The organism is Luteitalea sp. (assembly GCF_022842525.1).
GTDB lineage: Bacteria > Acidobacteriota > Vicinamibacteria > Vicinamibacterales > Vicinamibacteraceae > Luteitalea.
This window is the reverse complement of the sequence record NZ_JALHPM010000015.1, coordinates 1-23,222: the sequence shown is the minus strand read 5'-3', so window position 1 is coordinate 23,222 and position 23,222 is coordinate 1. Positions and strand designations below refer to the sequence as shown.

At 70.5% G+C, this 23,222-nt stretch carries 18 protein-coding genes; 14 read left to right on the top strand and 4 right to left on the bottom strand.

Annotated elements, in window-relative coordinates; all coding sequences use genetic code 11:
* Positions 1 to 21: 21 nt before the first annotated feature.
* The 9 genes from Q0C41_RS05120 (at position 22) to Q0C41_RS05080 (ending at position 13,018) form a co-directional block, all read left to right on the top strand.
* Positions 22 to 2,691, top strand: a complete 2,670-nt coding sequence (locus tag Q0C41_RS05120) for a DUF5916 domain-containing protein (RefSeq protein WP_291981544.1) — start codon at positions 22 to 24, stop codon at positions 2,689 to 2,691.
* 267 nt (positions 2,692 to 2,958) lie between these two features.
* Entirely contained in the window at positions 2,959 to 3,861 is a 903-nt protein-coding gene (locus tag Q0C41_RS05115) for a sugar phosphate isomerase/epimerase (protein ID WP_291981542.1), read from the top strand.
* A 3-nt stretch (positions 3,862 to 3,864) separates the two neighbouring features.
* Complete coding sequence (locus tag Q0C41_RS05110) at positions 3,865 to 4,152, top strand: NAD(P) transhydrogenase subunit alpha (protein WP_291981540.1); 288 nt, start codon at positions 3,865 to 3,867, stop codon at positions 4,150 to 4,152.
* Positions 4,149 to 5,543 carry an NAD(P)(+) transhydrogenase (Re/Si-specific) subunit beta gene (locus Q0C41_RS05105; protein WP_291981538.1) on the top strand — a complete coding sequence of 465 codons (1,395 nt, stop codon included), beginning with the start codon at positions 4,149 to 4,151 and terminating at the stop codon, positions 5,541 to 5,543. The genes Q0C41_RS05110 and Q0C41_RS05105 overlap by 4 nt, the downstream gene beginning before the upstream one ends.
* A gap of 67 nt (positions 5,544 to 5,610) precedes the next feature.
* Positions 5,611 to 6,780, top strand: coding sequence for an FAD-dependent oxidoreductase (locus tag Q0C41_RS05100; protein ID WP_291981536.1), 1,170 nt, complete (start codon positions 5,611 to 5,613; stop codon positions 6,778 to 6,780).
* Positions 6,781 to 6,782: 2 nt separating this feature from the next.
* Positions 6,783 to 7,694 carry an aldo/keto reductase gene (locus Q0C41_RS05095; RefSeq protein ID WP_291981534.1) on the top strand — a complete coding sequence of 304 codons (912 nt, stop codon included), beginning with the start codon at positions 6,783 to 6,785 and terminating at the stop codon, positions 7,692 to 7,694.
* Between the two features lie 111 nt (positions 7,695 to 7,805).
* Positions 7,806 to 10,838: a CHASE domain-containing protein gene (locus Q0C41_RS05090; RefSeq protein WP_291981532.1), complete on the top strand. Its 3,033-nt coding sequence runs from the start codon at positions 7,806 to 7,808 to the stop codon at positions 10,836 to 10,838.
* Between the two features lie 202 nt (positions 10,839 to 11,040).
* Positions 11,041 to 11,538: a cytochrome c nitrite reductase small subunit gene (gene nrfH, locus Q0C41_RS05085; protein WP_291981531.1), complete on the top strand. Its 498-nt coding sequence runs from the start codon at positions 11,041 to 11,043 to the stop codon at positions 11,536 to 11,538.
* 91 nt (positions 11,539 to 11,629) lie between these two features.
* Entirely contained in the window at positions 11,630 to 13,018 is a 1,389-nt protein-coding gene (locus Q0C41_RS05080) for an ammonia-forming cytochrome c nitrite reductase subunit c552 (protein ID WP_367079136.1), read from the top strand.
* 51 nt (positions 13,019 to 13,069) lie between these two features.
* On the opposite strand, the gene Q0C41_RS05075 is transcribed toward Q0C41_RS05080, so the two are convergent.
* Complete coding sequence (locus Q0C41_RS05075) at positions 13,070 to 14,569, bottom strand: alginate export family protein (protein WP_291981586.1); 1,500 nt, start codon at positions 14,567 to 14,569, stop codon at positions 13,070 to 13,072.
* Between the two features lie 109 nt (positions 14,570 to 14,678).
* Positions 14,679 to 15,887 (bottom strand): FAD-binding domain-containing protein, encoded by a 1,209-nt coding sequence (locus Q0C41_RS05070; protein WP_291981526.1) that lies wholly within the window; start codon positions 15,885 to 15,887, stop codon positions 14,679 to 14,681.
* Between the two features lie 95 nt (positions 15,888 to 15,982).
* On the opposite strand from Q0C41_RS05070, the gene Q0C41_RS05065 reads away from it, so the two are divergent.
* Genes Q0C41_RS05065 through Q0C41_RS05055 form a run of 3 tightly spaced genes read left to right on the top strand, consistent with a single transcriptional unit; the run spans position 15,983 to position 17,969 of the window.
* Complete coding sequence (locus Q0C41_RS05065; RefSeq protein WP_291981524.1) at positions 15,983 to 16,900, top strand: hypothetical protein; 918 nt, start codon at positions 15,983 to 15,985, stop codon at positions 16,898 to 16,900.
* Between the two features lie 2 nt (positions 16,901 to 16,902).
* Positions 16,903 to 17,472, top strand: a complete 570-nt coding sequence (locus Q0C41_RS05060) for a sigma-70 family RNA polymerase sigma factor (RefSeq protein ID WP_291981523.1) — start codon at positions 16,903 to 16,905, stop codon at positions 17,470 to 17,472.
* Positions 17,469 to 17,969 carry a hypothetical protein gene (locus tag Q0C41_RS05055; protein WP_291981521.1) on the top strand — a complete coding sequence of 167 codons (501 nt, stop codon included), beginning with the start codon at positions 17,469 to 17,471 and terminating at the stop codon, positions 17,967 to 17,969. Before Q0C41_RS05060 ends, Q0C41_RS05055 begins: the two co-directional genes overlap by 4 nt.
* Before the next feature lie 9 nt (positions 17,970 to 17,978).
* Here Q0C41_RS05055 and Q0C41_RS05050 read toward each other — a convergent pair whose 3' ends face one another.
* Together Q0C41_RS05050 and Q0C41_RS05045 are read right to left on the bottom strand one after the other, a co-directional pair.
* On the bottom strand, positions 17,979 to 18,497 hold the full coding sequence (locus Q0C41_RS05050; protein ID WP_291981519.1) for a DUF2721 domain-containing protein: 519 nt from the start codon (positions 18,495 to 18,497) through the stop codon (positions 17,979 to 17,981).
* Entirely contained in the window at positions 18,497 to 19,234 is a 738-nt protein-coding gene (locus Q0C41_RS05045; protein ID WP_291981517.1) for a 4'-phosphopantetheinyl transferase superfamily protein, read from the bottom strand. Before Q0C41_RS05045 ends, Q0C41_RS05050 begins: the two co-directional genes overlap by 1 nt.
* A 92-nt stretch (positions 19,235 to 19,326) precedes the next feature.
* Between Q0C41_RS05045 and Q0C41_RS05040 the strand changes: the two genes are divergently transcribed.
* Both Q0C41_RS05040 and Q0C41_RS05035 read left to right on the top strand, forming a co-directional pair.
* Positions 19,327 to 22,659, top strand: coding sequence for a PD-(D/E)XK nuclease family protein (locus Q0C41_RS05040; RefSeq protein WP_291981515.1), 3,333 nt, complete (start codon positions 19,327 to 19,329; stop codon positions 22,657 to 22,659).
* Positions 22,656 to 23,222: UvrD-helicase domain-containing protein (locus tag Q0C41_RS05035; RefSeq protein ID WP_291981513.1), on the top strand; the 567-nt coding region annotated here is incomplete at its 3' end. The genes Q0C41_RS05040 and Q0C41_RS05035, both read left to right, overlap by 4 nt.

Below are 23,222 nucleotides of genomic sequence, written 5' to 3'. Positions count from 1 at the left end.
GGACACGCTACAATTCGCGGCGTGGGACCTCGTGATGTCACCCTGAACCTCCTGCTGGTCGGGGCGATGTCGAGCCTGACGTCCGGCGTCGTCGCCCAGACCGCCGACCCCCGCCAACTCCACGCCGCCCGCGCCGTCTCGCCGCCCGTCATCGACGGGCGCCTCGACGATGTCGTCTGGCGCACCGCCGAGCCGATGTCGGGGTTTCATCAACGTGACCCGGTGGAGGGTGACCCGGCGTCGGAGGACACCGTCGTCCGGATCGCGTACGACGAGCGCGCGCTCTACGTCGCGGCGCGGCTGCACGATCGCGACCCCTCGGCCATCGTCGGCCAGCTGTCGCGGCGCGATGTCGCCGTCGAGGCCGACGCCTTCGTGGTCTACCTGGACCCGCATCACGACCACCTCACGGGCGCGCAGTTCGGCGTCTCGGCGGCCGGCGTGCAGCGAGACGCCCTCATCTACAACGACCAGTTCCTCGACGTCACCTGGGATGCCGTGTGGTCCTCCGCGGTGTCGGTGGACGACCAGGGCTGGGTCGTGGAGATGCGGATCCCGCTGTCGCAGCTGCGCTTTCCGGCGGCGGACCGCTACACGTGGGGCATCAACGTCCAGCGCGTGATCCAGCGCCGCAACGAATCGTCGTGGCTGCAGCTGGTGCGCAAGAACGAGGCGGGGCTCGCCTCGCGCATGGCCCACCTCGAGGACATCGTCGGCATCACGCCGCCGGGCACCCTCGAACTGATGCCGTACGTCACCTCGCGTGCCGAGTTCATCGAGCCGCCGCTGGCCGGCAACCCGTTCAACGACGGCGCGCGCGCGTTCGGGGCCGCGGGCATGGATCTCAAGTACGGCGTCACCAACAGCCTCACGCTCGACGCCAGCTTCAACCCGGACTTCGGCCAGGTCGAGGTCGATCCCGCCGTGGTGAACCTGACACAGTTCGAGGTGTTCTTCGAGGAGCGGCGCCCGTTCTTCACGGAGGGCGCCAAGGTGTTCGGCAACTTCGGCCGCAGCGGGGCCAGCGAGTACTGGGGCTTCTTCCGCCCCGAGCCGACGCTGTTCTACAGCCGGCGCATCGGTCGAGCGCCGCAGGGACGGGCGACGGGCCCGTATGCGGACGCCCCGGGGACGACGACGATCCTCGGCGCCGGCAAGCTGGTCGGCCGCACGCGTCACGGCTGGACGATCGGGGCCCTCAATGCCGTGACGGGCCGCGAGCAGGCCAGGCTGTTCGACGGCGCGGCGACGACCCGCCGGGACGTCGAGCCCCTGACCAACTACGCGGTGATCCGGGCGCAGCGCGAGCTGGGGTCGCGGGCGGGGATTGGCGTGCTCGGCACCTCGGTGGTGCGTGAGCAGCGCGATCCGCAGCTGGAGGCCTCGCTGGCCTCGCGCGCCCACATGCTGGGGATGGACGGCCACTGGTTCCTCGACGCGTCCCGCCGCTGGGTGCTGCATGGCGGCATCGCCGGCAGCTGGCTGCAGGGCAGTCAGGCGGCGATCGAGCGACTGCAGCGTGCCGAGCAGCGCTACTACCAGCGCCCGGACGCACCCCACGTCTCGCTGGACCGCTCGGCCACGAGCCTGGCGGGCTGGACCGGGCAGGCCAATCTCAACAAGCAGAGCGGCAACGTCACGGCCAACTTCGGCGTCTGGGGCATGAGCCCCGGGCTCGAGGTCAACGACCTCGGCTTCTCGACGCAGACCGATCGGGCTGGCGGCCACGCGATGGTCCTGTTCCGCAAGCTCGTTCCGGATGGCTGGACGCGCGAGCGATCGGCCTGGATCTCGAAGTGGTGGACCTGGAACTACGGCGCCGAACTGCAGGGTGATGGCTGGCAGGCGGCCAGCAGCATCCAGTACCGCAACTTCTGGCGGTCCACGCTCACGGTGACCCATGCCCGGCGAGTCTGGGACGACAAGCTCACGCGCGGCGGGCCGACGATGATCCGGCCCGGCAACCTCGGGGCCCAGCTCTCGGTGGTCACCGACAACCGGCGCGTGGCGGTGCTCGGCACCGACATCGGGTACACGGCGCGCCAGTACGGGGCGTCGGCCTTCACCGCCGGCACCAGTCTCACGCTCCGCCCCGTGCCGGCCGTGACGGTCAGCGCCGGACCGGCCATCCGTCGCAACATCGTGGCGGCGCAGTATCTCTCGACGGTGGAGGATCCGCTGGCCACGCAGACGTTCGGTCGCCGTTACGTGTTCGGCGAACTCGACCAGACCGAGGTCTCGATGATCGCGCGGCTCAGCGTCGTGCTGTCGCCACGGATGTCGCTGCAGACGTTCCTGCAGCCGCTGGTCTCGGCGGGCGACTACGGCGCCATCAAGGAAGTGGCGGCGCCACGCACGTTCGCCTTCGTGCGGTATGGCGAGGACGCCGGCAGCACGGTCACCGCCGGCCCCGGTGGGCAGGGGCTGGTCATCGATCCCGACGGCGCCGGCGCCGCGACGCCGTTCGCCCTCGCGCGCCCGGACTTCAACGTCCGATCGCTGCGCGCCAACACCGTGTTCCGCTGGGAGTTCCGCCCGGGCTCCGCGCTGTTCTTCGTCTGGACCCAGCAGCGCCGCGACCTCGACGCCACGGGGACCTTCGACCTGGGCGCCGATGCCGGCCGCGTCTTCGGCGCGCCGGCCGACGACGTCCTGCTCGTGAAGATGTCGTACTGGTTCGGGGGCAGGTGAGAAGGGACACGTACGCAAGTCACAAGGGCGCCAAGGGAGAAGGGACAGGGACGGCAGTCGCAAGGGCGGCAAGGGACGGGGACGGACGTTCACCAGTGGCGAGGAGCTGCGAGCCTTGGGCGTAGCCGGCCCTGTGCCTTGTCTCCCGTGTGACTTGCGTACTCGTCCCTTGTCCCTTGCCCTGTTCGCTGTAGGAGAAATCCGACGCCGATCCTGCCTTGAGTCCTGAGCCCCGAGCCCGTATACACTCTGCACACCGCCATGCCCATGAATCGACGCGCGTTCCTTTCGGCAACGGCCTCGGCGGCCGTGGTCACGACCCTGTCTCCGGCCTCTGCTCCCGCGGCGCCGATCAGTCGGGCTGGTCAGAGCCAGCTGCGGATCGGGCTGGCGGCGTACTCGATGCGCCAGTACCTCCAGGCCAAGCCCGGCACCAAGGGCAAGATGGACCTGCTCGGGTTCATCGACTGGTCGGCGACGCTGGGCGTCGATGCCGTGGAGCTGACGTCCTACTTCTTTCCGGAGACGTTCGATCGGGCTTACCTGAACGAGGTCAAGCGCCGCTGCCACATCAACGGCCTCGACATCTCCGGCGGCGCCATCCGGAACAACTTCACGCTGCCGGACGAGGACCCCGAGCTGCAGAAGTGGCTGACGCACACCGACACGTGGCTCGGCCACTACGCCGTGCTCGGGGCGCCGGTGGTCCGGGTGTTCAGCGGCGTGCCGCCCAAGGGGATGACCGAGGAGCAGGGCATCGCCAACGGCATCAAGAACCTCAAGAAGGCGCTGGTCTTCGCCGAGAAGCATGGCGTGATCCTCGGGCTCGAGAATCACGACTACCTGATGAAGATCGATCGCATGCTGCCGGCGCTCAAGGCGATCGACTCGCCCTGGTTCGGCGTCAATCTGGACTCGGGCAACGTCGACGACACCGACGTCTACACGCAGTTGCAGAAGATCGTGCCCTACGCCGTCAACGTGCAGCTCAAGGTCGACACCGGCCCGGTCAAGGCCAAGGTGCCGACCGACGTGCCGCGTTTCGTCAAGATGCTCAAGGACGCCAACTACCGCGGCTACGTCGTCCTCGAGTACGAGTCGGCCCCTGATCCGTACGAGGCCATCCCGAAGCACCTTGCCGCCCTTCGCGACGCCATCGGAAAGGCCTGATCCATGGACTTCGTCACTGCGCTGTTCGTGTTCATGCTGGCCACGTTCATCGGCATGGACGTCATCAGGCGCGTCTCGCGCCTGCTGCACACCCCGCTGATGTCGCTGACCAACGCGATCTCGGCCATCGCGATCGTCGGTGCGATCATCCTCGCCGGTCCGCAACACGACCAGACGAGCACGATCCTCGGCGCCATCGCGGTCTTCGCCTCGACCACCAACATCATCAGCGGCTTCCTCATCACCGACCGCATGCTGAAGATGTTCAAGAAGAAGGAGCCCGGCCAATGAGCCCGCAGACGATCGATCTCGTCTACCTCGTCTCCGCGGCGCTCTTCATCTTCTCGCTCAAGTGGATGAGCGACCCGAAGACGGCGCGCAACGGCGTCTTCGCCGGCGTCGCCGCCATGGCGCTGGCCGTGGCCGGCACGCTGCTGCGGCCTGACATCACCGCCGGCGGCTACACGTGGATCTTCGTCGCCGTCGTCCTCGGCACGATGGTCGGCGTGCCGCTGTCGTGGGTGCCACTGACGGCCGTCCCGCAGCGGACCGCGTTGTCGCACGCGTTCGGTGGCCTGGCCGCCGGCCTGGTCGGCATCGGCAAGTACTACCTGTTCCTGCACGACGGCGATCTGACGGCGTTCCGCACGGGAGCCATCGTCTTCGAGGTGGCGCTGGGCCTGATGACCTGCACCGGCAGCCTGGTGGCCGCCGGCAAGCTGCAGGAAGTGCTGCCGACCCGCCCGGTGACCTACCCGGGACAGAACTTCGTCAACTTCGCGCTGATCGGCGCCGGCGTCCTCATCGGCATCGCGCTGGTGGTCAACCCGACGCTGACCTTCCTGTTCCCGGTGCTGATCGTGCTCGCGCTGGCCTTCGGCGTGATGCTGGTGATGCCGATCGGCGGCGCCGACATGCCGACCGTGATCTCGCTGCTGAACTCGTACGCCGGCCTGGCCGCCGTCGCGATGGGCTTCGTGCTCGAGAACAAGCTGCTCATCGTCGCCGGCGCGCTGGACGGGTCGTCGGGCCTGATCCTGTCGATCATCATGTGCCGGGCCATGAACCGGTCGTTCACCAACGTCCTGTTCGGGGCCTTCGGTCAGGTGACGGCGGCCAAGGGCGCCGTGGAGCAGCGATCGGTCAAGTCGGCGACGATCGAGGACGCCGCGCAGATCCTCGAAGCCGCCGACCGCGTCGTCATCGTGCCCGGCTACGGCATGGCCGTCGCCCAGGCGCAGCATCGCGTCCGCGACGTCTTCGAGCAGCTGACGAAGAAGGGCATCAACGTGCAGTTCGCCGTCCACCCGGTGGCCGGCCGCATGCCCGGCCACATGAACGTGCTGCTGGCCGAGGCCGAGATTCCCTACGACAAGCTCGTCGAGATGGACGACATCAACCCCGAGATGAGCCAGATCGACGTCTGCATCATCCTCGGCGCCAACGACGTCGTGAACCCGGCGGCCCGCCACGACAAGAGCAGCCCGATCTATGGCATGCCGATCATCGACGCCGACAAGGCCAGGACCGTCCTGGCGAACAAGCGCTCGATGAACCCGGGCTTTGCCGGCATCGAGAACGAACTCTACTTCGCCCCCAACACGCTGATGATGTTCGGCGACTCGAAGGTCGTGATGGGCGAACTGGCCAAGGCGCTCAGTGGCGAGAGCGGCGGGCACTAGCCGGAATGCCGAATGCCGAATGCCGAATGTGGAATGCTGAAGGAATGAGGGACGAAGGGCGAAGGCGTTGAGACGGCGTGTGGTGGTGGTCGGTGCCGGTGCGTTCGGCGGCTGGACGGCGCTGATGTTGCGTCGTGCCGGCGCGCAGGTCACGCTGGTCGACGCCTGGGGGCCTGGACACGCGCGCTCGTCCTCGAGTGGCGAGACGCGCGTGATCCGCGGCACCTACGGCGACCGGGCCATCTACACCACGATGGCGGCGCGGGCGATGCAGTTGTGGAAGGCGCACGACGCGCAGGCCGGCCGGGCCCGTGCCCCCCACACGCCGTTCTTCCATCGCAACGGCGCTCTGTGGATGTTCAGCGGCGACGATGCGTTCGGGCGGGCGTCGCTCGAGCCGATGCAGGCCGCCGGTCTGCCGGTCGAGTGGCTCGACCCCGCAGAGGCCAAAGCCCGCTGGCCGCACATCTCGTTCGACGGCGTGACCGCGGTGCTGTTCGAGGCCGAGGCCGGCTACGCGCTGGCGCGTCGCGCCTGCGAGCACGTCGTCGAGACCTTCGTCGCGGAGGGCGGCGGCTACATCGTCGGCCACGTCCCGCACGTCCCGGTCGAAGGGGCGTCGCTGCGCGCGCTCACCCTCGAGCGCGGCGAGACACTGCAGGCCGATCACTTCGTCTTCGCGTGCGGGCCGTGGCTCGGCTCGCTGTTCCCGGACGTCGTCGGCCGACGGATTCGGGCGTCACGGCAGGAGTCCTTCTACTTCGGGACGCCCGCCGGTGATGCGCGATGGCTGCCGTCGCACATGCCGGTCTGGCTCGACATGGCGCGCCGCGGCCGTCAGGCGGACGCAGACGACACGGCACAGCTCTACTACGGCATCCCCGGCAACGCGCATCGCGGCTTCAAGGTGGCCGACGACACGTACGGCCCGACGTTCGACCCGACGCACGGCGACCGGGCGCACACGCCCGAGATGCTGGCCGAGGCGCGCGCCTTCCTGCGCCTGCGGTTTCCCGCCATCGCCGACGCGCCGCTGCTGGGCTCGGAGGTCTGCCAGTACGAACTGACGTCGGACACGCACTTCCTCATCGACCAGCATCCGGCCGCGGCCAATGCGTGGCTCGTCGGCGGCGGCTCGGGGCACGGCTTCAAGATGGGGCCGGCGATTGGCGAGTACGTCACCCGCGTGGTCCTGGAGCAGGCACCGGTCGACGCCGTCTTCAGGCTCGTGCGCTAGGCATGCTGTCGCGCGCGGCCTTCCTTCGTCTCCTCCCCGCGGCCCTCGGCGCCGCGGGCATCGTGCCGGTCGCCACGGCACAGCGAGCCTCTCCCATGCTCACGCGCCGCCTGCCGTCCAGTGGGCAGGAACTCCCGGTCATCGGCCTCGGCACCTGGCGCGGCTTCGACGTCGGAGCCGACCCCGCCGCCCGGGCCAGACTCACCGAGGTGCTGCGCGCCCTGTTCGACGCCGGCGGGCGCGTGATCGACAGCTCGCCGATGTACGGGTCGTCCGAGGACGTGGCGGGCGCGCTGCTGACTGCGCTGCAGGCGCACGATCGCGCGTTCGTGGCGACCAAGGTCTGGACAGAAGGGCGCGAGGCCGGCATCGCGCAGATGGAGACCTCCATGCGCAGGCTCCAGCACGCGCGCATCGACCTGATGCAGGTCCACAACCTCGTGGACTGGCGCACGCACCTCGACACCCTGCGCGCGTGGAAGCGGGAGGGGCGCATCGCGCACCTCGGCATCACCCACTACCGAGACGATGCGCACGAGCAGCTGGATGCCGTGATGCGGGCAGACGCCGTCGATTCGGTTCAGTTCAACTACTCGCTGGACAACCGCGCGGCAGAAGCGCGTCTGTTGCCCCTGGCGGCCGACCGCGGCGTCGCCGTGCTGGTGAACCTGCCGTTTGGCGGCGGCGGCCTCCTCAGGCGCCTGGAGGGCAGTCCCCTGCCCGCATGGGCGTCCGAGATCGGGTGCCGCACGTGGGCCCAGGTCCTGCTCAAGTACGTTGTGAGTCATCCCGCGGTGACGTGCGTGATTCCCGGCACGAGTCGGCCGGACCACATGCGGGAGAATGCCGAAGCCGGCACGAGCGTGCTGCCGGACGCCGCCCTGCGTCGTCGCATGATCGCGGCGCTGCCGTGAGCCGGTCCGTGCTGGACAGGGCGCTCCTGAGGCGTGAGACTCATGGCCGGGTTGACCGGGGCCGATGACAGGATTGCCCCGCTCGGTGCGTTGACCCACGATTCTCCCGCGATGCCCTCTCCTGCCCCAGCCCTCGCCGGTGCGCCGCCCGCCGGGCTGCTGGATCGCCTGGTCCGCCATCGCGCGATCCCCTGGCTGGCGCTCGGTGTCTCGGTCGTCACCTGCCTGGCCGGGTGGTACCACGGGAGTCGCGTCAGCCACCACTACGCCGAGCAGCGGTTCCAGCAACAGGCCGACGCCGCCGCGGATCGGCTCCAGAGGCAGCTGGACACCTACGAGGAGGCGCTGAAGGGGGCTGCGGCCTTCGTCCGGAGTGTGCCCGAGCTCGATCGCCGCCGATGGCGCGAGTACGTGAGTGGCCTCGGCTCGTCGCCGGCGATGCGTGGCCTGGCCGGGATCGGCTTCATGCCCCGCGTGCCGCACGACGCGATCGACGCGCATCGGACGAGGCTACGGGGGGAAGGCTTCACCGCCTATGACGTCTGGCCGGCGAGCACGCGCGCGGAGCACTACCCGGTGGCGTACCTCGAGCCGGAGTCCGACGGGTCTCGTCGGGCCCTGGGCTTCGATGTCGCGAGCGATCCCGCGCGGCTCGAGGCCATCGAGCGCGCCCGGGACACCGGCACGGCGGTCCTGTCGGACCGCGTGCAACTGCGGCCCGACCCGCGTGACCCCACGGCCGCGGCCTTCGCACTGCTGCTCCCCGTCTACGCCGTCGATCGGCCCCTCGGGTCGCCGGCGCAGCGGCGCGCAGCCATGCTGGGCGTGGTCCACGCGTCGTTTCGCCTGAACGATTTCCTCGACGCTGCGCTCGGCCACCAGGACCTGACTCTCGGCCTGGCGCTGCACGAACGCGCGGGCGGCGATCGCGAGCTGCACCGGGATCGGGGATTCGAGGGGCCGGCCGTGTTCAGCACGGCGCGCGACGTGCGCTCCGGGGGCCGACAGTGGCGGCTGCAGCTGGAGTCTGGACCGACCGCCGTGTCGGCGGCACAGCGGTGGTGGCCCGGCATCGCGGTGCTGGGCATCCTCGGCATGAACGGCGTGCTGGCCAGTCTCCTCTTCGCCCAGCGCCGCGCCGGCCGCCGTGTCGAAACGCTGGCGGCCGAGCAGGCGATCGCCCTGCATCGGTCCGAGGGCGCGTTCATGGCGGTGGCCGAGTCGGCGCGTGTGGGGATCGTGACGGCCGATGACCAGGGGCGCTTCATCTACGCCAATGCCGCCGCCGAGCAGATGCTGGGCGCGTCGCGCGACCAGCTGCGCGGCGTGAGCGCCACCGAGTACGTCGCCGATGCCGACCGCGCCCGGTTTGCCGAGGGCCTCGGCAAGTTCCTCGCGGGCACGGGCCGCATCGCTTCCGGCGCGCCCACGCCGCTCCTCGGGCGTCGACATTCCGGCGAGGAGTTCCACGCCGAGATCTCCCTCTCGTGGTTCGAGACACCCGAGGGACACCGGATCACCGGCGTCCTCGTCGATCTGACCGAGCGGCTCCAGGCCGAGGCGGCGGCGCGCGAGGCGGAGGAGCGCTGGAAGGTCGCCCTCGAGAGCACCGACGACGGGGTGTGGGACTGGGACGTGAAGGCCGGCACGCTGTATGGGTCGCGTCGCCTGTTCGAGCTCGTCGGCTACGAGTCGCCATCCGGAGCGATCGACATCGAGGGCTGGAACGCGCTCGTGCACGAGGACGACCTCGCCATCGTGCTGCGCGACCTGCAGGCGCACCTGGCCGGTGAGCGGGACCGCTACGTGTCCGAGTACCGCATCCGGTCACGGGAGGGTGGCTGGCGCTGGCTGCTCGCGCGCGGCCGCATCACCGCCCGCGACGCACAGGGCGCTGCGACGCGGGTGGTCGGCACCTGTGCCGACATCACCGAGCGGCGCCATGCCGAGGAAACCCTGCGCTTCGCCCGGGAGCAGGCCGAGCAGGCGGCGCGCAGCAAGAGTGACTTCCTCGCGATGATGAGTCACGAACTGCGTACGCCGATGAATGGCGTGCTGGGCATGGCCAACCTGCTGTCGAGCACCGCGCTCACCGATGAACAGCGCGAGTACCTCGAGATGATCAGCCGGTCGGGCAACGCCTTGCTGCGCCTGATCGACGACATCCTCGACTTCTCCAAGATCGAGGCCGGGCGCGTCGTGCTCGAACAGATCCCCTGTGATGTCGGGGCCATCGCCGGCGAGGTCGTCACGTTGCTCGGCGTGCAGGCGCACACGCGCGGGCTCGCGCTCGATGCCCATGTGGTGCCGGGCACCCCGTGCGCCGTCATCACCGATCCCGGCCGGATCCGCCAGATTCTGTTCAATCTGGTCGGCAACGCCATCAAGTTCACCGAGGCCGGCGCGGTCCACGTGACGGTGGGGTGCGATCAGGTGGACGCCGGCCAGGCCACGCTGCGCATCACGGTCGCCGACTCGGGCATGGGCATCCCCGAGGACAAGCAGCGGTGGCTCTTCGAGAAGTTCACCCAGGCCGATGCCTCGACGACGCGCCGGTTCGGTGGCACGGGACTCGGCCTGGCGATCTCGAAGGGCCTGGTGGAGAGCCTCGGCGGGGTGATCGGCGTCTCGAGCGTGGTCGGCCGCGGGTCGGAGTTCTGGTTCACGTTCACCGCCCACGTGTCGGCGGTGGCGGTGCCCGACAGTCAGAGCATGATGACCGAGGACCTCGACTCGGCGGCATCACCGACCGTCCAGGGGCCGGGCCGTCGCGTGCTCGTGGCCGAGGACAACCCGGTCAATCAGCGCGTGGCGGTGCGGATGCTCGAGAAGCTGGGCTACGCCGCCGATGTGGCGGTGGACGGGCGGGAGGCCGTGCAGATGGCGCAGGCCGCACCGTACGCCGTGATCCTGATGGACTGCCACATGCCGGAGGTCGACGGCTACGAGGCGACGCGCCGGATCGCGCGTGTGCTCCCCGCCAACCGTCGACCGCCGATCGTGGCGATGACCGCGGCCGGCAACGAGGGCGATCGCGAGCGGTGTCTGGCGGCCGGCATGGACGACTATCTCGGCAAGCCGGTGCGGATGGACACGCTGCGGGCCATGCTCGACCGCTGGGCAGCGGGCGCGGGCGTGCAGTAGGGAACGGCAGACGGCCTTCGACGCCCCCGCGGCAGACGCGCCGGAGCTGTCCACGCCGCCGCCGGCGGATCGCTCCTCAGGGCGCTGAGCCGCTCGCGCGATCGCGTCGGCAGACCTCCGACTCTGCTGTGGTCTCTGGCTCTGTGGCGAAGAGTGCTATGCGCTTGCATGGCGTGTCGACTGTGGATAGGGTGACGCCATCGTGGTCGACGGGCAGCCTACCCCAGACGCGGCACGGCGGCGCACCCGAGCCTTCGAGTGGCGCTGGTACCTCGTGCCCGCCGCGCTCATCGGGGTGCTGGCGGGCGTCGGCAGCTACACCTTCGTCTACGCGAAGGGGTATTCCTACCTGACCAACGACCCGGCGGCCTGTGCCAACTGCCACGTGATGAACGAGCAGTACGACGGCTGGACGCGCGGGAGTCATCGCGCCGTCGCCGTCTGCAACGACTGCCACACGCCCAAGGGCGTCATCGGCAAGTACGTGACCAAGGCCAACAACGGCTTCTGGCATTCCTTCGCCTTCACCACGGGCTGGTATCCCGAACACATCCGGGCCACGCCGCGCAACAAGGCGATCACCGAGGCGTCATGTCAGAAGTGCCATGCGGACATGACGGCCGCCATCCAGCCGCAGCACCCGAAAGCCGAGGCCACGTCGTGCGTGCGCTGCCACGATTCGGTGGGGCACCTCAGGTGACGGCCTCGACGCGCAAGGAGATGTGCACGTGACCACTCGTGACGGATCGCACGGCACCGGTTCCGGTCGCCCCGCCTGGAAGCTCCTCGCCATCACGGCAGCCCTCGCGGCGCTGTTCGCGGTGGGCGTGACGGCCCTGCTCGTGAACATCTTCCAGCGCCAGCAGGAAGCGCGCGATCCGTTCTTCCGCGTCGTCGAGCTCACCGACGAGACGGTGGATCCGGCCGTGTGGGGCAAGAACTTTCCGTCGCAGTACGACAGCTATCGACGCACCGTCGATCAGCAGCGCACCCGGTTCGGTGGCAGTGAAGCGGTGCCGCGGACACCGACAGCCGCCGATCCCAGGTCGGTCGTGTCGCAGTCGCGGCTCGAAGAGGATCCGCGCCTCAAGACGATGTGGGCCGGCTATGCGTTCGCGACCGACTTCCGCGAGGAACGCGGCCACGCGTACATGCTCGACGACCAGACCTACACGGAGCGCCAGCAGGTCGTGAAGCAGCCAGGCACCTGCATCCACTGCCACGGCTCGGTGTACGTGCCGTACAAGAAGCTCGGCGGCGGCGACCTGATCAAGGGCTTCGAGGCGATGAACAAGATGCCGTTCGGCGAGGCGCGCAAGCTCGTCGAGCACCCGGTCGCCTGTATCGACTGCCACGACCCCTCGACGATGCAACTGCGCGTGACCCGACCGGGCTTCCTCGAGGGGATCAAGCTCGTCAAGGCCAAGGCCGGTATCGAGAACTACGACGTCAACACGATGGCGACGCGTCAGGAGATGCGTACCTACGTCTGCGGGCAATGCCATGTCGAGTACTACTTCAAGGGACCCGAGAAGCGCCTGACCTACCCCTGGCGCGATGGCATCAAGGGCGACGAGATCCTGGCCTACTACGACAAGGAGGGCTTCTCGGACTGGACCCACGCCGAGACCGGCGCGAAGACGCTCAAGGCCCAGCATCCCGAGTTCGAGATGTACAGCCAGGGCATCCACGCGCGCTCCGGGGTCGCGTGCGCCGACTGCCACATGCCGTACCAGCGCGAGGGCGCGCTGAAGGTCACCGACCACCACGTCCGGAGCCCGCTGCTGAACGTCAACCGCGCCTGCCAGACGTGCCACAAGTGGTCCGAGGCCGAGCTCACGGCGCGGGCCCAGATCATCCAGGAACGGGTCTTCGGCCTGCGCAACCGGGCCATGGATGCGCTGATGGCCCTCATCGCCGACACCAAGGCTGCTCGTGAGAAGGGGGCCTCGGAGGCACAGCTCGACGAGCCGCGCCGGCAGCAGCGCGCCGCGCAGTTCCTGCTCGATTTCGTCGAAGCCGAGAACTCGGTGGGCTTCCACGCCCCGGCCGAGGCCGAGCGTCTGCTGGCGGTGTCGATCGACCTGGCGCGGCAGGGACAGATCGCGCTGCTCCGTGCCGGTGCGCCGGCGCCGCCGGTCTCGAAGATGCCGCCGGCCGTCGTGGCGTCGAGCAAGTAGGCCCGACGCTGCCCGTCGGGGTTGTGGGAGGACGCGTGCGCGGCACGCGCCCTATCGCCGCAGCAGGGTGTCGAGGCGCAGGACCTGCTCGACGTACAGGAACCAGAGCCGGTCCCCGTTGAAGGTGCCGGTCACCACACGACCGCCATCCACCCGCCCGACGAAGGCGTTGACCGACCACGACGGCGTCACCGTCACGTCGGCCGACGCCTCGACCGAGGTGCCGAGCACCGACGACCCATTCGACCGCCGTCCGGCGTACCCGAAGGCCGTGCCCTCTTCCAGCGTGGCGCCGCTCCCGATGTACCAGAGATCGGCCGCCGAGGCGAGGAGCAGTCGATGCACATCGAGGCGCAGACCCACGCGCTTCGACGGGCGGGCCATCACCTGCGCAAAGACATCGTCGACGTTCATCGTCGAGAACACGGTGGTCTGGGAGAAGCGGCGGACGGTCGGGAGCACGGCGAAGTAGGTGCCATGGCGCGTGTCGGTCGGGGACTCGTCGCCGCTGGCGTGCAGCAGGCCCGCGCGCAGCCACGGCGCCCAGGTCGCAGTCGTCCACTGGTAGCCGGCCTCGATCGCGAACGAGTTGGCGCGGTGCGCCTGGCCGTACCAGTCGCCGTCCTGCAGCACGCCCCAGGCGAGGACGTCGGCAGCGCCTCCCGCCAGCGGGTAGGCGCCGATCACCGTGGCGCCGATGCTGGTGATGCCGACGTCGGCGCGTGCCGCGGGGAGGCCGGTGTTGTCGGGGCGCTGCGTGACGCGACGCGTGTCGTCGTAGCGCAGCACGAAGCCCTGGACCTGGGTGTGGCGCAGGCGGCGGGTCGGCTGCACGCTGACGGTGGCGCCCAGCACGTCGATGTCGTCGATGGTCGGGCCGGCGACGCGGGCGAAGCCGCCCTGCGTCGGTCGCACGGCCACGCCCGTGACCTTCACGGGGCCGCGCGTCCAGTCCGCCCGCACCCCGTCGAAGCCGCGTTGCCAGATCGACCACTCGAACTCGCCGAGGATGCGGGCGTCCAGTCGCTGCCGCTTGATCGCCTCGATGCGCGCATCGCCGCTCGCGGCCTCTGCCCCCGAGGTGTAGCCCATGCGTCCGACCTGGAGGTCGAGGCCGGGGAGGACCTGCTTCACCCGGATGTTGGCGTAGCGCAGCCAGAGCTGCTGCGGATGGGTGCTGCGCAAGCCCTGCTCGTAGTAGAGCGATCCGATCCCCAGGGGGCCGGGCCCCGTGGCGTCGCTCGGCAGGCCGACAAACCCCACATGCTGCGCCGTCACCTGCAGGTCGACCTTGCGCCAGGCCCGCTTCAGCTCGAGCTGCAGTCGGTTGGCCACGAAGGCGTACTCCGGATCGCCGGCCCCGGGGTTGGGCTCGAAGTAGCGCCACAGCTCGGCGCGGGTCCAGTCGCGAACCGACAGCGTGAAACCCGAGGCGGGGGAGGATTTCGCGTCGGGTGGGGGAGCCTGCGCACCTGCGTCGTCGGCCGACCCGATCCAGCCGACGGCCATCACCGAGGCGATGACGAGGAGACTCCTGCGCGAAGTGAACATGGACACCTGCCCTGGCCTTGCTCCGGACGTCGTGCCCGCAAGCGGTCGTGGCACTGCCGACGCAACATTCGCGCCAGCCGCCCAGAGGCGTGGCGTCGCGCTGGCCTGCTCACGACGCCGGCGCGCGCGTGCCGGCCCTCAGGTCCGCGACCGACGTCAGGCCGCGCGTGGCGCGGGTCCACCACTGCGAGAAGGAGTCGCAGCGCCGATCGACAGGAGGGAACAGCGTGGGCGCCGCGTCACAGGCGGCCCATCGTGTCAGCCACGGCGTCAGATGCGGGTCGTCGATGCTGCGCACCGTGCGCGCGCCCTGCAGCGCCGCGCCGATGGCGGCGGCGTCGCCAGACCACCGATCCGTGGCGAGTTCCGCCATGCGACTGCCGACGAAGTGCCAGCGGCGCTCGCTCCACGGCCAGGCACGGTGGACGTCGGCCACGAACACACCGATCACCAGCGCGTCGGCCGGCAGCGTGGTCGGCAGTGGGCCCAGATTCCAGGGATGCACCAGCCAGACGTCGCGTCCGGCGACCGCGGCCGCATTCGGTGCCATCACGCCAGAGGTGCTCGGCGGCACGCCGGTGAGGGCCGGTTCGATCACCCCAACGCCATCGACATGTGGGCGTCCGTTGGCTGGCTCGCACGGCGCCGGCCGGCGCGCCAGGATGTCGAGCGCTTCATAGGACGTGTCGATCACCGTGCCTGGGCTGTGCCACGACGGTGGGGCGTAGCGCGCGACGTTGTCGGCGTTGAAGAGATACGGCTTGCGGCTGCCGGTGCCGGCCACCCACTGCCAGCTCAGGTGGTTGCTGGCCAGGTCGCCGTCGAGCAGGTGCCCGTACAGCCAGTCGGCACCGACCCGCCACTGCACCTTCCGCACGTGCACCACATAGCTGGCGAGCCACAGGCGTGCGTGGTTGTGCAGCATGCCCGTGGCGTTCAGCACCCGCACGGCTTCGTCCACCACCGGCACTCCGGTGCACGCCTGGCGGATGTCGGCCGGAAGCTCGCGGGCGTACGCCGCGTCTGGCAACGGACCCTCGTGCAGCGAATGGAGGATGCCATCGCCGCGATGGTGCCAGACATGACGGAAATACTCGCGCCAGCCGAGTTCGCTGACGAACTTGTGTTGCACGTCCAGCGTGTGTTGCGCAGCCACGCCGGACAGGACGTGCGCGAGCGTCACCATGCCATGCGTGATGTACGGCGACAGCCCGCTGACGGCGCCATCGAGCGCGTTGCGTGTGCGGGCATAGGCGACGGGGTGCACCGCGGCGATGCGGGCGTCTGCGTCGGCGAGCGTGGGAGGGAAGCTGTCCATCATGGGGCCGTCGCGGCCAGTCGTCGTCGGACGACCTGTCGCCTTCTTCGACGTGACGTGTCCACCATTCGTCTCGCCGCGCGTAATACACGAGCATGACGATGCTTCGCCGCCTGCTGCCCGCCCCGACCCGCCAGCCGTTCTTCGCCCGCGCCATGTTCGGCCTGCTGTGCCTGTCCGCGGCGCCGTCGCCGGTGTGCGCGCAGCGCGCGACGGCTGCGATCGTCGAGACACCCGGACAGGCGCCCGCCGCCGCCCCGGCCCAGGGCTCGGTGCAGTCGGCCGATGACACGCGCAACCAGCTCAACGACCTGCTGCGCGACCATCCCCCGGCCGTCCGCGAGGTGTTGCAGCGGGAACCGGCGCTCCTGACAAACGCCGACTACCTGGCGCCCTATCCGCGCCTGGCGGCGTTCGTGGCGGCTCATCCCGAGCTGTCGCGGTCGCCTGCCTACTTCCTCGGTGAGGCGCAGCAGACCCAGCACGATCCGTCCAGCTGGATGTGGCGCGACCTGCTGAGCTCGCTGTCGATCGGCACCATGTTCCTCGGCCTCGGCCTCGGCTTCGGCTGGCTCGTCAGGACGGCGCTGGACCATCGCCGCTGGCAGCGGGTGTCGCGGGTCCAGGTCGAGACCCACAGCAAGCTCCTCGATCGCATGACCTCGAGCGAGGACCTGCGCAGCTACATGGAGTCCAAGGCGGGTCGCCAGTTCCTCGAGTCCGCGCCAATTGCCCTCGACGGTCGCACCTCACCCATGGCGGCGCCCGTGAGCCGCATCCTGTGGTCCATGCAGGCCGGGGTGGTGCTGCTCTTCCTCGGCCTGGCGCTGCAGTTCGTCAGCCGAGGCGTCATCGACGATGCCGCGCAGCCGCTGCGTGTGCTCGGCGTGCTGGTCACGGCCATCGGCGGCGGGTTCATCATCTCGTCCGGCCTGTCCTACGCGCTGTCGCGTCGCCTGGGCCTCATCGGACCGGCGGGGCGTGCGACCATCGACACGGCCCCCCAGGTGTGAACGTGACCGAAACCCGTGTCGACCTCCTCGCCCTCTCCGCCACCAGCGACGACACGTTCGTGCTGCGCGAAGACGAGTTCCGCCTGTTGTACGACCGGACATCACGGTCGCTGTGGGTCTATCTGTACAAGCTGACGCGGGATGCCCACGCCTCGGACGACCTGCTGCAGGAGACGTACTACCGCTTCCTGCGGACGCCCGGCACCTACGAGGGGGAGGCGCACGAGCGCAATGCGCTGTACCGCATCGCCACCAACCTGGTGCGCGACCGCCGCCGACGGTTCCAACCGGTGACCGTGCCCCTGGAGGATCCCGCGGGCGCCAGGCTGACCGGCGCCACCGATGCGGTCCACGGGGTCGGTGAGCGTACCGACGTGCGGCGAGCCCTCGCGCAACTGCGTGATCGGGATCAGCAACTGCTCTGGCTGGCGTACGCCGAGGGCTCGTCGCACGAGGAGATCGCGGCGTCCCTCGGCCTCCGGGCCGGGAGTGTGAAGACCCTGCTGTTGCGCGCCCGTCAGCGGCTGGCGGCCTTGCTGCCGCGCCAGGCATCGCGTGGAGGTGCCCGATGACCACTCGTCCCTGCGACCACGAAGAGGCGGTGCTGGCCGCGACGCTCGACGCGTCAGGGCGCCCGTTGGCCGATGCCCTCGTCGCGCACCTCGGCGCCTGCCGGTCGTGCCGCGAACTGCACGACATCGCGTCGGTGCTGCACGACGATCACGCGACCGCGCTGGTCGAGGCCCGCGTGCCGTCGGCCGGGCAGACGTGGTGGCGAGCCGAACTGCGCGCCCGGCAGGACGCCGCGGCCATGGCCGCGCGTCCCATCACGGTGGTCACCGGCCTGGCAGCCGCCTGCCTGATCGGGCTGCTCGCCTCGCTGACGGGACTGCTCGCCTGGTGGCTCCAGGACGCCTGGACGATGCCGGCGACGGTGCAGGTGATGGCGGGTCGCCTTGCGACGGCAGTGGTGGCGCCCACCGGGGTGGGCCTCGCCTTGTGGCTGGCGCTCGGCGTCCTGCTCGTCGCCACGCCGCTGATGCTGTACGTCGCGCTTCGCGACGACTGAGGGCCGCGGTCAGGCGATCGGGCCGGACTGGAAGCGCTTACGGGCGAGACCGGCCTCTTCCGTGAGGATGCGGAACGTGATGCGGCTCTCGAACACCAGCGCCAGCGACCCCGACATGATGGCGGCGACGCCGATGACGCAGGCGCCGATGGTCAGCCGCAGCACCCACACCCGTGTGCTGTCGTGGGAGGGCGACACCAGCGCCGCGCCGATCAGCGCCAGCATGGTCCCGAACGCGAAGCTGCCGACGGCCAGATAGAACGCCGTCATGGCGCGCACGATGATGCGCACCCGCTGCTCGGCCAGGGCCATCAGGTCGAGCTCGATCTGCGCGAGCGTCTTCTCCGAACTCGCCAGGTGCTCCAGTTGCGCCACCAGGGCCCGCACCCGGTCCACCGCCCGTGCGAGACGGTTCGTCGTGCCGAGCAGCAGCAGGCTCGAGGCATTGGTCAGCAGGGCGGGTGCGGCGATGAAGGTCAGTGCCGCAAACGGGTTCGCGCCGCCGAGGAGTGCTGCCGTCGGATCCATCAGGCCCACCTTTCGTCAACGGCCGTGGTCACCACCTGCACCACCCCGGGCTGTCCTTCGATGGCGATCGCGCCGAACACGCCGGCATCCGGCGTGCGCAGGTCGCGCACGAACAGCGGCGCGTCGTGGCCGTCCAGTGCCACCGGCCGCCAGCCGTCACGGTCGGCCGGAGCATCGACGCGCACCGTCAGGCCGCCGCGCAGCCCGACGCCCGTCGCCTTGAGGACGGCCTCCTTGCGCGTCCACCACTGGTGGAACCGCACCGTCCGCTCGTCGACCCCGCAGCGCTCGAGCTCGGCATGCTCGGCCTCGGCGTAGAAGCGCCGGGCGATCGCCAGCAGGTTGCGCCGCGTGTCGACGTGCTCCACGTCGACGCCGATCGGGCCGTGGTCGCACACCGCGGCCGCCGCCAGCCCGCCGCCATGCGCCACGCTGACGTGCAGCGGCTGCGGCCGCCCGTCGCGAAACGTCAGCATCGGCTTTCCCGACGGCAGCGTCAGCCAGCCGAAGGCCGTCATCGGGGGCGCCTCGCCCGACTCGTCGGTCACCCAGGAGGCACGTCTGGCCGCCAGCAGACGCGCCCCCACGTGCGCCGCCAGGAACAGCGGTCGCCCCGTCGCATGCAGGCTGCTCCACCGCGAGAGCTCCTCCGGGTCCAGCACGTCCACCGCCCAGGCCGGCTCACCGGTGATGCCAGGGAGGAACGTGACGTCGATCAGAGGTGGCAGCGCACGCACGTCGAAAGGGTACTATTGTCAGACCGTCGCCACGTTGCACGTGCCGTACCCGAGAGAGCCCTGGCATTGCGACCCGGGGCATGCGAGGCGCGATGTCCACTCCACGATTGCCCTGGGACGATGACGTTCCGGAGGAACGGGCGGTACCCGCGGCAGCCACGAGCCGCATCCGCACCGCGATGCACGGCGCGGCCCAGGTCCGGCTCTCCGCGCTGCGCCGCCACGTCCTGCCCTGCGTCTCGAGCGGCGTCCGCATCATCGCCCCCACCCACGATCAGGCGCACGACGTCGTCCGCCAGGCCCTGGCCGACGTGCCGGCGTCGCTCGGTGTCGAACGGGCCGGCTGGGTGGGCTTCAGTGTCCGTCTCGCGACGCCGGCCCTCATCGCCCTCGGCCTCACCCCTGTCTCTGCCCTCGGCTTCGAGGCGATCGTCGCCCGCGCGGTGGCCCGGGCACGAGACGAACGTGTGCTCGACGTCCTCGCCGACGCCGCCCGTCATCCGGGTTTCGTGACCGCGCTCGCGCGCACGCTCGCCGACGTCCGCCTGGCCGCGCTGCCTGCGGCGGCCCTCGATGACGGCTCGTCGAAGGGACGCGACCTCGCCTGGCTGCTGCGCGCCGTCGAGCAGACGATGGCCGACCTCCGCCATGCCGATCGTGCCGAGGTCCTCACGCTGGCCACCGCGGCCGTCGTCGAGGGCGACACGTCCGAGCTCGGCCTGCCGCTCGCGCTCGTCGACCCGCCGCTCGGCAGCCGCCGGGATGTCGCCCTGGCGCTCGCGCTGCTGGCGCGCAGTCGCGATGCGCTGGTCACGGCGCCCGACGGCGACCCGTGGATGCGGCGCCTGATCGCGTCCCTGGGATCGCGCCGCGAGCCGCTCGATGTCGACGTCGAGACGTCCACGCCCATGGCCCTGGCGCGCGTGCAGCGGGGCCTCTTCGAGGCGTCAGGCGCCGCGGCCCTCGGCGACGGCGATGCGTCGGTCGAGTGTCTGTCGGCACCCGGGGAAGGGCGCGAGTGCGTGGAGATCGCCCGCGTCGTCCTCTCGCACGCCGAGCGCGGGACGCCGTTCGATCGGATGGCGATCGTCATGCGGGCGCCCGAGCTCTACGCGAGCCACCTCGAGACCGCGCTCCGACGCGCCGAGGTGCCCGCCGTCTTCGGCCGCGGCACGCGTCGGCCCGATCCCGCGGGTCGCGCACTGCTGGCGCTGCTCGCGTGTGCCGTCGAGCACTTCTCGGCGCGACGGTTCGCCGAGTACCTCTCGCTCGGGCAGGTCCCCGCGGTTGGCGCGCCCCCGGCCGATCCGGCGCAGACGCCCGCTCCGGTGGCGGTGCCTGACGAGGCAGAGGCCCTCGGTCTGCGGTCGACGAGCGACGCGACGATCGCCGCCGACCAACGCCCTGACGACGAGCGCGAGGAGGCATCGGCCCGCCGATCGCCGTGGCGATGGGAAGCCATCCTGAACGATGCGCAGGTCATCGATGGCGCCGACCGCTGGGAGCGGCGGCTTCGTGGCCATCGCGAGCAGCTCGACGTCCGCGCAACCGCCGCCTACAAGGACGACCCCAGCTCGCCGCGCCACGAGGTGCTGCGCCGACAGGTGGTCTGGGTCGACGAGTTGCTGGCCTTCGCCGGCGAGGTCATCGACGAGATGGCCTCGTGGCCAGCCATCGACGACTGGGGCGGCTGGATCACCCGGCTGCAGCGCCTCGCGCCGCGCGTGCTGGCACGGCCCGACCGCGTGCTGGCCACACTCGCCGAACTGCAGCCCCTCGCCGGCGTGGCCAACGTCGGGCTCGTCGAGGTGCTCGCCGTCCTGCGCGATCGACTGACGCACCTGTCGGTGCCGCCCCCGGTGCACCGGTACGGCTGCGTCTTCGTCGGCACACCCGAGCAGATGCGCGGCCGTGTCTTCGACGTGGTGTGCGTGCTCGGGCTCTCCGAGCGTGTATTCCCGCAGCGGAGCCGCCAGGATCCCCTCCTGCTCGACGACGATCGGGCGCGGTTGTCGCCGGACCTGGCCACCGACGACGACCGCGTGGCGGCCGAGCGTCTGCAACTGCGGCTGGCGACCGGCGCGGCGACCCGGGCGCTCGTCGTCTCGTACGCCTCGATGGAGACGGCGCAGGCCCGGCCACGTGTGCCGTCGTTCTATGCCATCGACCTGCAGCGTGCCGTCACCGGACGCGTGCCGGGCTACGAGGCGCTGATGCGATCGGCGCAGCAGCGCGGCGGCGCCCGCCTCGCCTGGCCGGCGCCCGGCGATCCGGTCACGGCGATCGACGCCGCCGAGCACGATCTCAGTGTGCTGCAGCGCTATCTGCGTGGACCGGAGACAGACCTCGCTGGCCGGGCCCGCTACCTGTTCGATCTCAATCCGGCCTTGCGACGGTCGCTCGTCGCCCGGCATCAGCGACTGACCCGCGCCTGGACGGCGCAGGATGGTCTCGTCGCCCCGCCGGCGGGGCTCGCGGCCCATCGGCTCGCGGCGCGCGCGTACTCGGCGTCGGCGCTGCAGCGCTTCGCCACGTGTCCCTATCAGTTCTATCTGTCCACGGTGCTCCGGCTCGAGCCGCGTGAGGAGGCCGTGCCGCTGACCACACTCGATCCGTTGACGCGCGGGTCGATGGTGCACGAGATGCTCGCCGAGATCATGCGTGCCTTCATCGCGCACGACTGGGCGCCGCTGCCCGATCCCGTCCTGCTCGAGGCCCACGAGGTGGCCGACGGCATCGTCACGCGCATCGCCGGCGAGTACGAGGATCGGTTCAGGCCGCCCATCCTGCGGGTGTGGCAGGACGCCGTCGCCGCCATCAGGCGCGACATCCACGAGTGGGTGCGTCGACTCCCCGACGAGGGCGGTCGTTGGACGCCGACACGGGTGGAGATCGGCGTCGGCTTCTCCGGCGGTTTCGGGCGTGATGCCGCGAGCCGGGCCGAGGACGTCGTGCTGCCCGGGGGCACGCGCCTGCATGGCGTGGTGGATCTGCTCGAGCGCGGTGAGGGCGACGAGTGGCGCATCACCGACTACAAGACGGGTAAGTACCGGCTGACCAGCAACGTCGTGGTGAACGGAGGACGCACACTGCAGCCGATCCTGTATGCCATGGCGGTCGAGGCGGCGTTCTCCGGGCGCGTCACCGCCTCGCGTCTCTACTACTGCACCGACGAGGGCGGCTACGAGGTGCATCCCTGGGCGATTGCCGGCGCAACCGGCGATCAGACCCGGCAGGCGGCGCTCGAGGTGCTGGCCATCGTGGACCATGCCATCGAGGAGGGGCGGCTGCCCGCGGCTCCGGCCGACGAGGCCTGCACGTGGTGCGACTTCAGGCCCGTGTGCGGCCCCTCGGCGCAGTTCGTGCCCCGGCGGAAGGACCCGCGGCCGCTGGCCGAGCTCACCCTGCTGCGGAGGATGAAATGAGCGCATCGAGCCGCACGCCGCTGGTCGACCACGAGGACCGCACGCGCATCCGCACGCACCTCGACACCACGCTGGTCGTCGAGGCGGCGGCCGGCACCGGCAAGACGACCGAGCTCGTCGCCCGCATGGTCAACACGCTGGCCGAGGGACGCGCCCGCATCGGCGAGATCGTCGCCGTGACGTTCACCGAGAAGGCGGCCGGCGAACTGAAGCTCCGCCTCCGCGAGGAGATCGAGCACGCGCGGGAGCAGCGCCTCGGCGAGCCGCGGCAGCGCCTCGAGGATGCCCTGGCGCACCTCGAGGACGCCCACGTCAGCACCATCCACGGCTTCTGTGCCGACCTGCTGCGCGAGCGGCCGGTCGAGGCCGACGTCGATCCCCGCTTCGAGGTGCTGCTCGAGCCGGTGGCCAACCTCATGCTCGACGGTGTGGTCGATCAGTGGTTGCAGCAGACGCTCGAAGCGCCGACCGAGGGCGTACGGCGCGTGCTGCGCCGCGCCTACCGGGACGACGATGGCGAGGCGGGGCCGCGGGCCGCGCTGCGGCGAGCGGTGCGCGCCCTG

Excerpts from the sequence above, each read along its gene's own strand:
- Q0C41_RS05115 (WP_291981542.1), top strand. The coding sequence starts at position 2,959 with ATGAATCGACGCGCGTTCCTTTCGGCAACGGCCTCGGCGGCCGTGGTC.
- Q0C41_RS05110 (WP_291981540.1), top strand. The coding sequence starts at position 3,865 with ATGGACTTCGTCACTGCGCTGTTCGTGTTCATGCTGGCCACGTTCATC.
- Q0C41_RS05105 (WP_291981538.1), top strand. The coding sequence starts at position 4,149 with ATGAGCCCGCAGACGATCGATCTCGTCTACCTCGTCTCCGCGGCGCTC.
- Q0C41_RS05095 (WP_291981534.1), top strand. The coding sequence starts at position 6,783 with ATGCTGTCGCGCGCGGCCTTCCTTCGTCTCCTCCCCGCGGCCCTCGGC.
- Q0C41_RS05090 (WP_291981532.1), top strand. The coding sequence starts at position 7,806 with ATGCCCTCTCCTGCCCCAGCCCTCGCCGGTGCGCCGCCCGCCGGGCTG.
- Q0C41_RS05075 (WP_291981586.1), bottom strand. The coding sequence starts at position 14,569 with ATGTTCACTTCGCGCAGGAGTCTCCTCGTCATCGCCTCGGTGATGGCC.
- Q0C41_RS05070 (WP_291981526.1), bottom strand. The coding sequence starts at position 15,887 with ATGGACAGCTTCCCTCCCACGCTCGCCGACGCAGACGCCCGCATCGCC.
- Q0C41_RS05065 (WP_291981524.1), top strand. The coding sequence starts at position 15,983 with ATGACGATGCTTCGCCGCCTGCTGCCCGCCCCGACCCGCCAGCCGTTC.
- Q0C41_RS05055 (WP_291981521.1), top strand. The coding sequence starts at position 17,469 with ATGACCACTCGTCCCTGCGACCACGAAGAGGCGGTGCTGGCCGCGACG.
- Q0C41_RS05050 (WP_291981519.1), bottom strand. The coding sequence starts at position 18,497 with ATGGATCCGACGGCAGCACTCCTCGGCGGCGCGAACCCGTTTGCGGCA.
- Q0C41_RS05040 (WP_291981515.1), top strand. The coding sequence starts at position 19,327 with ATGTCCACTCCACGATTGCCCTGGGACGATGACGTTCCGGAGGAACGG.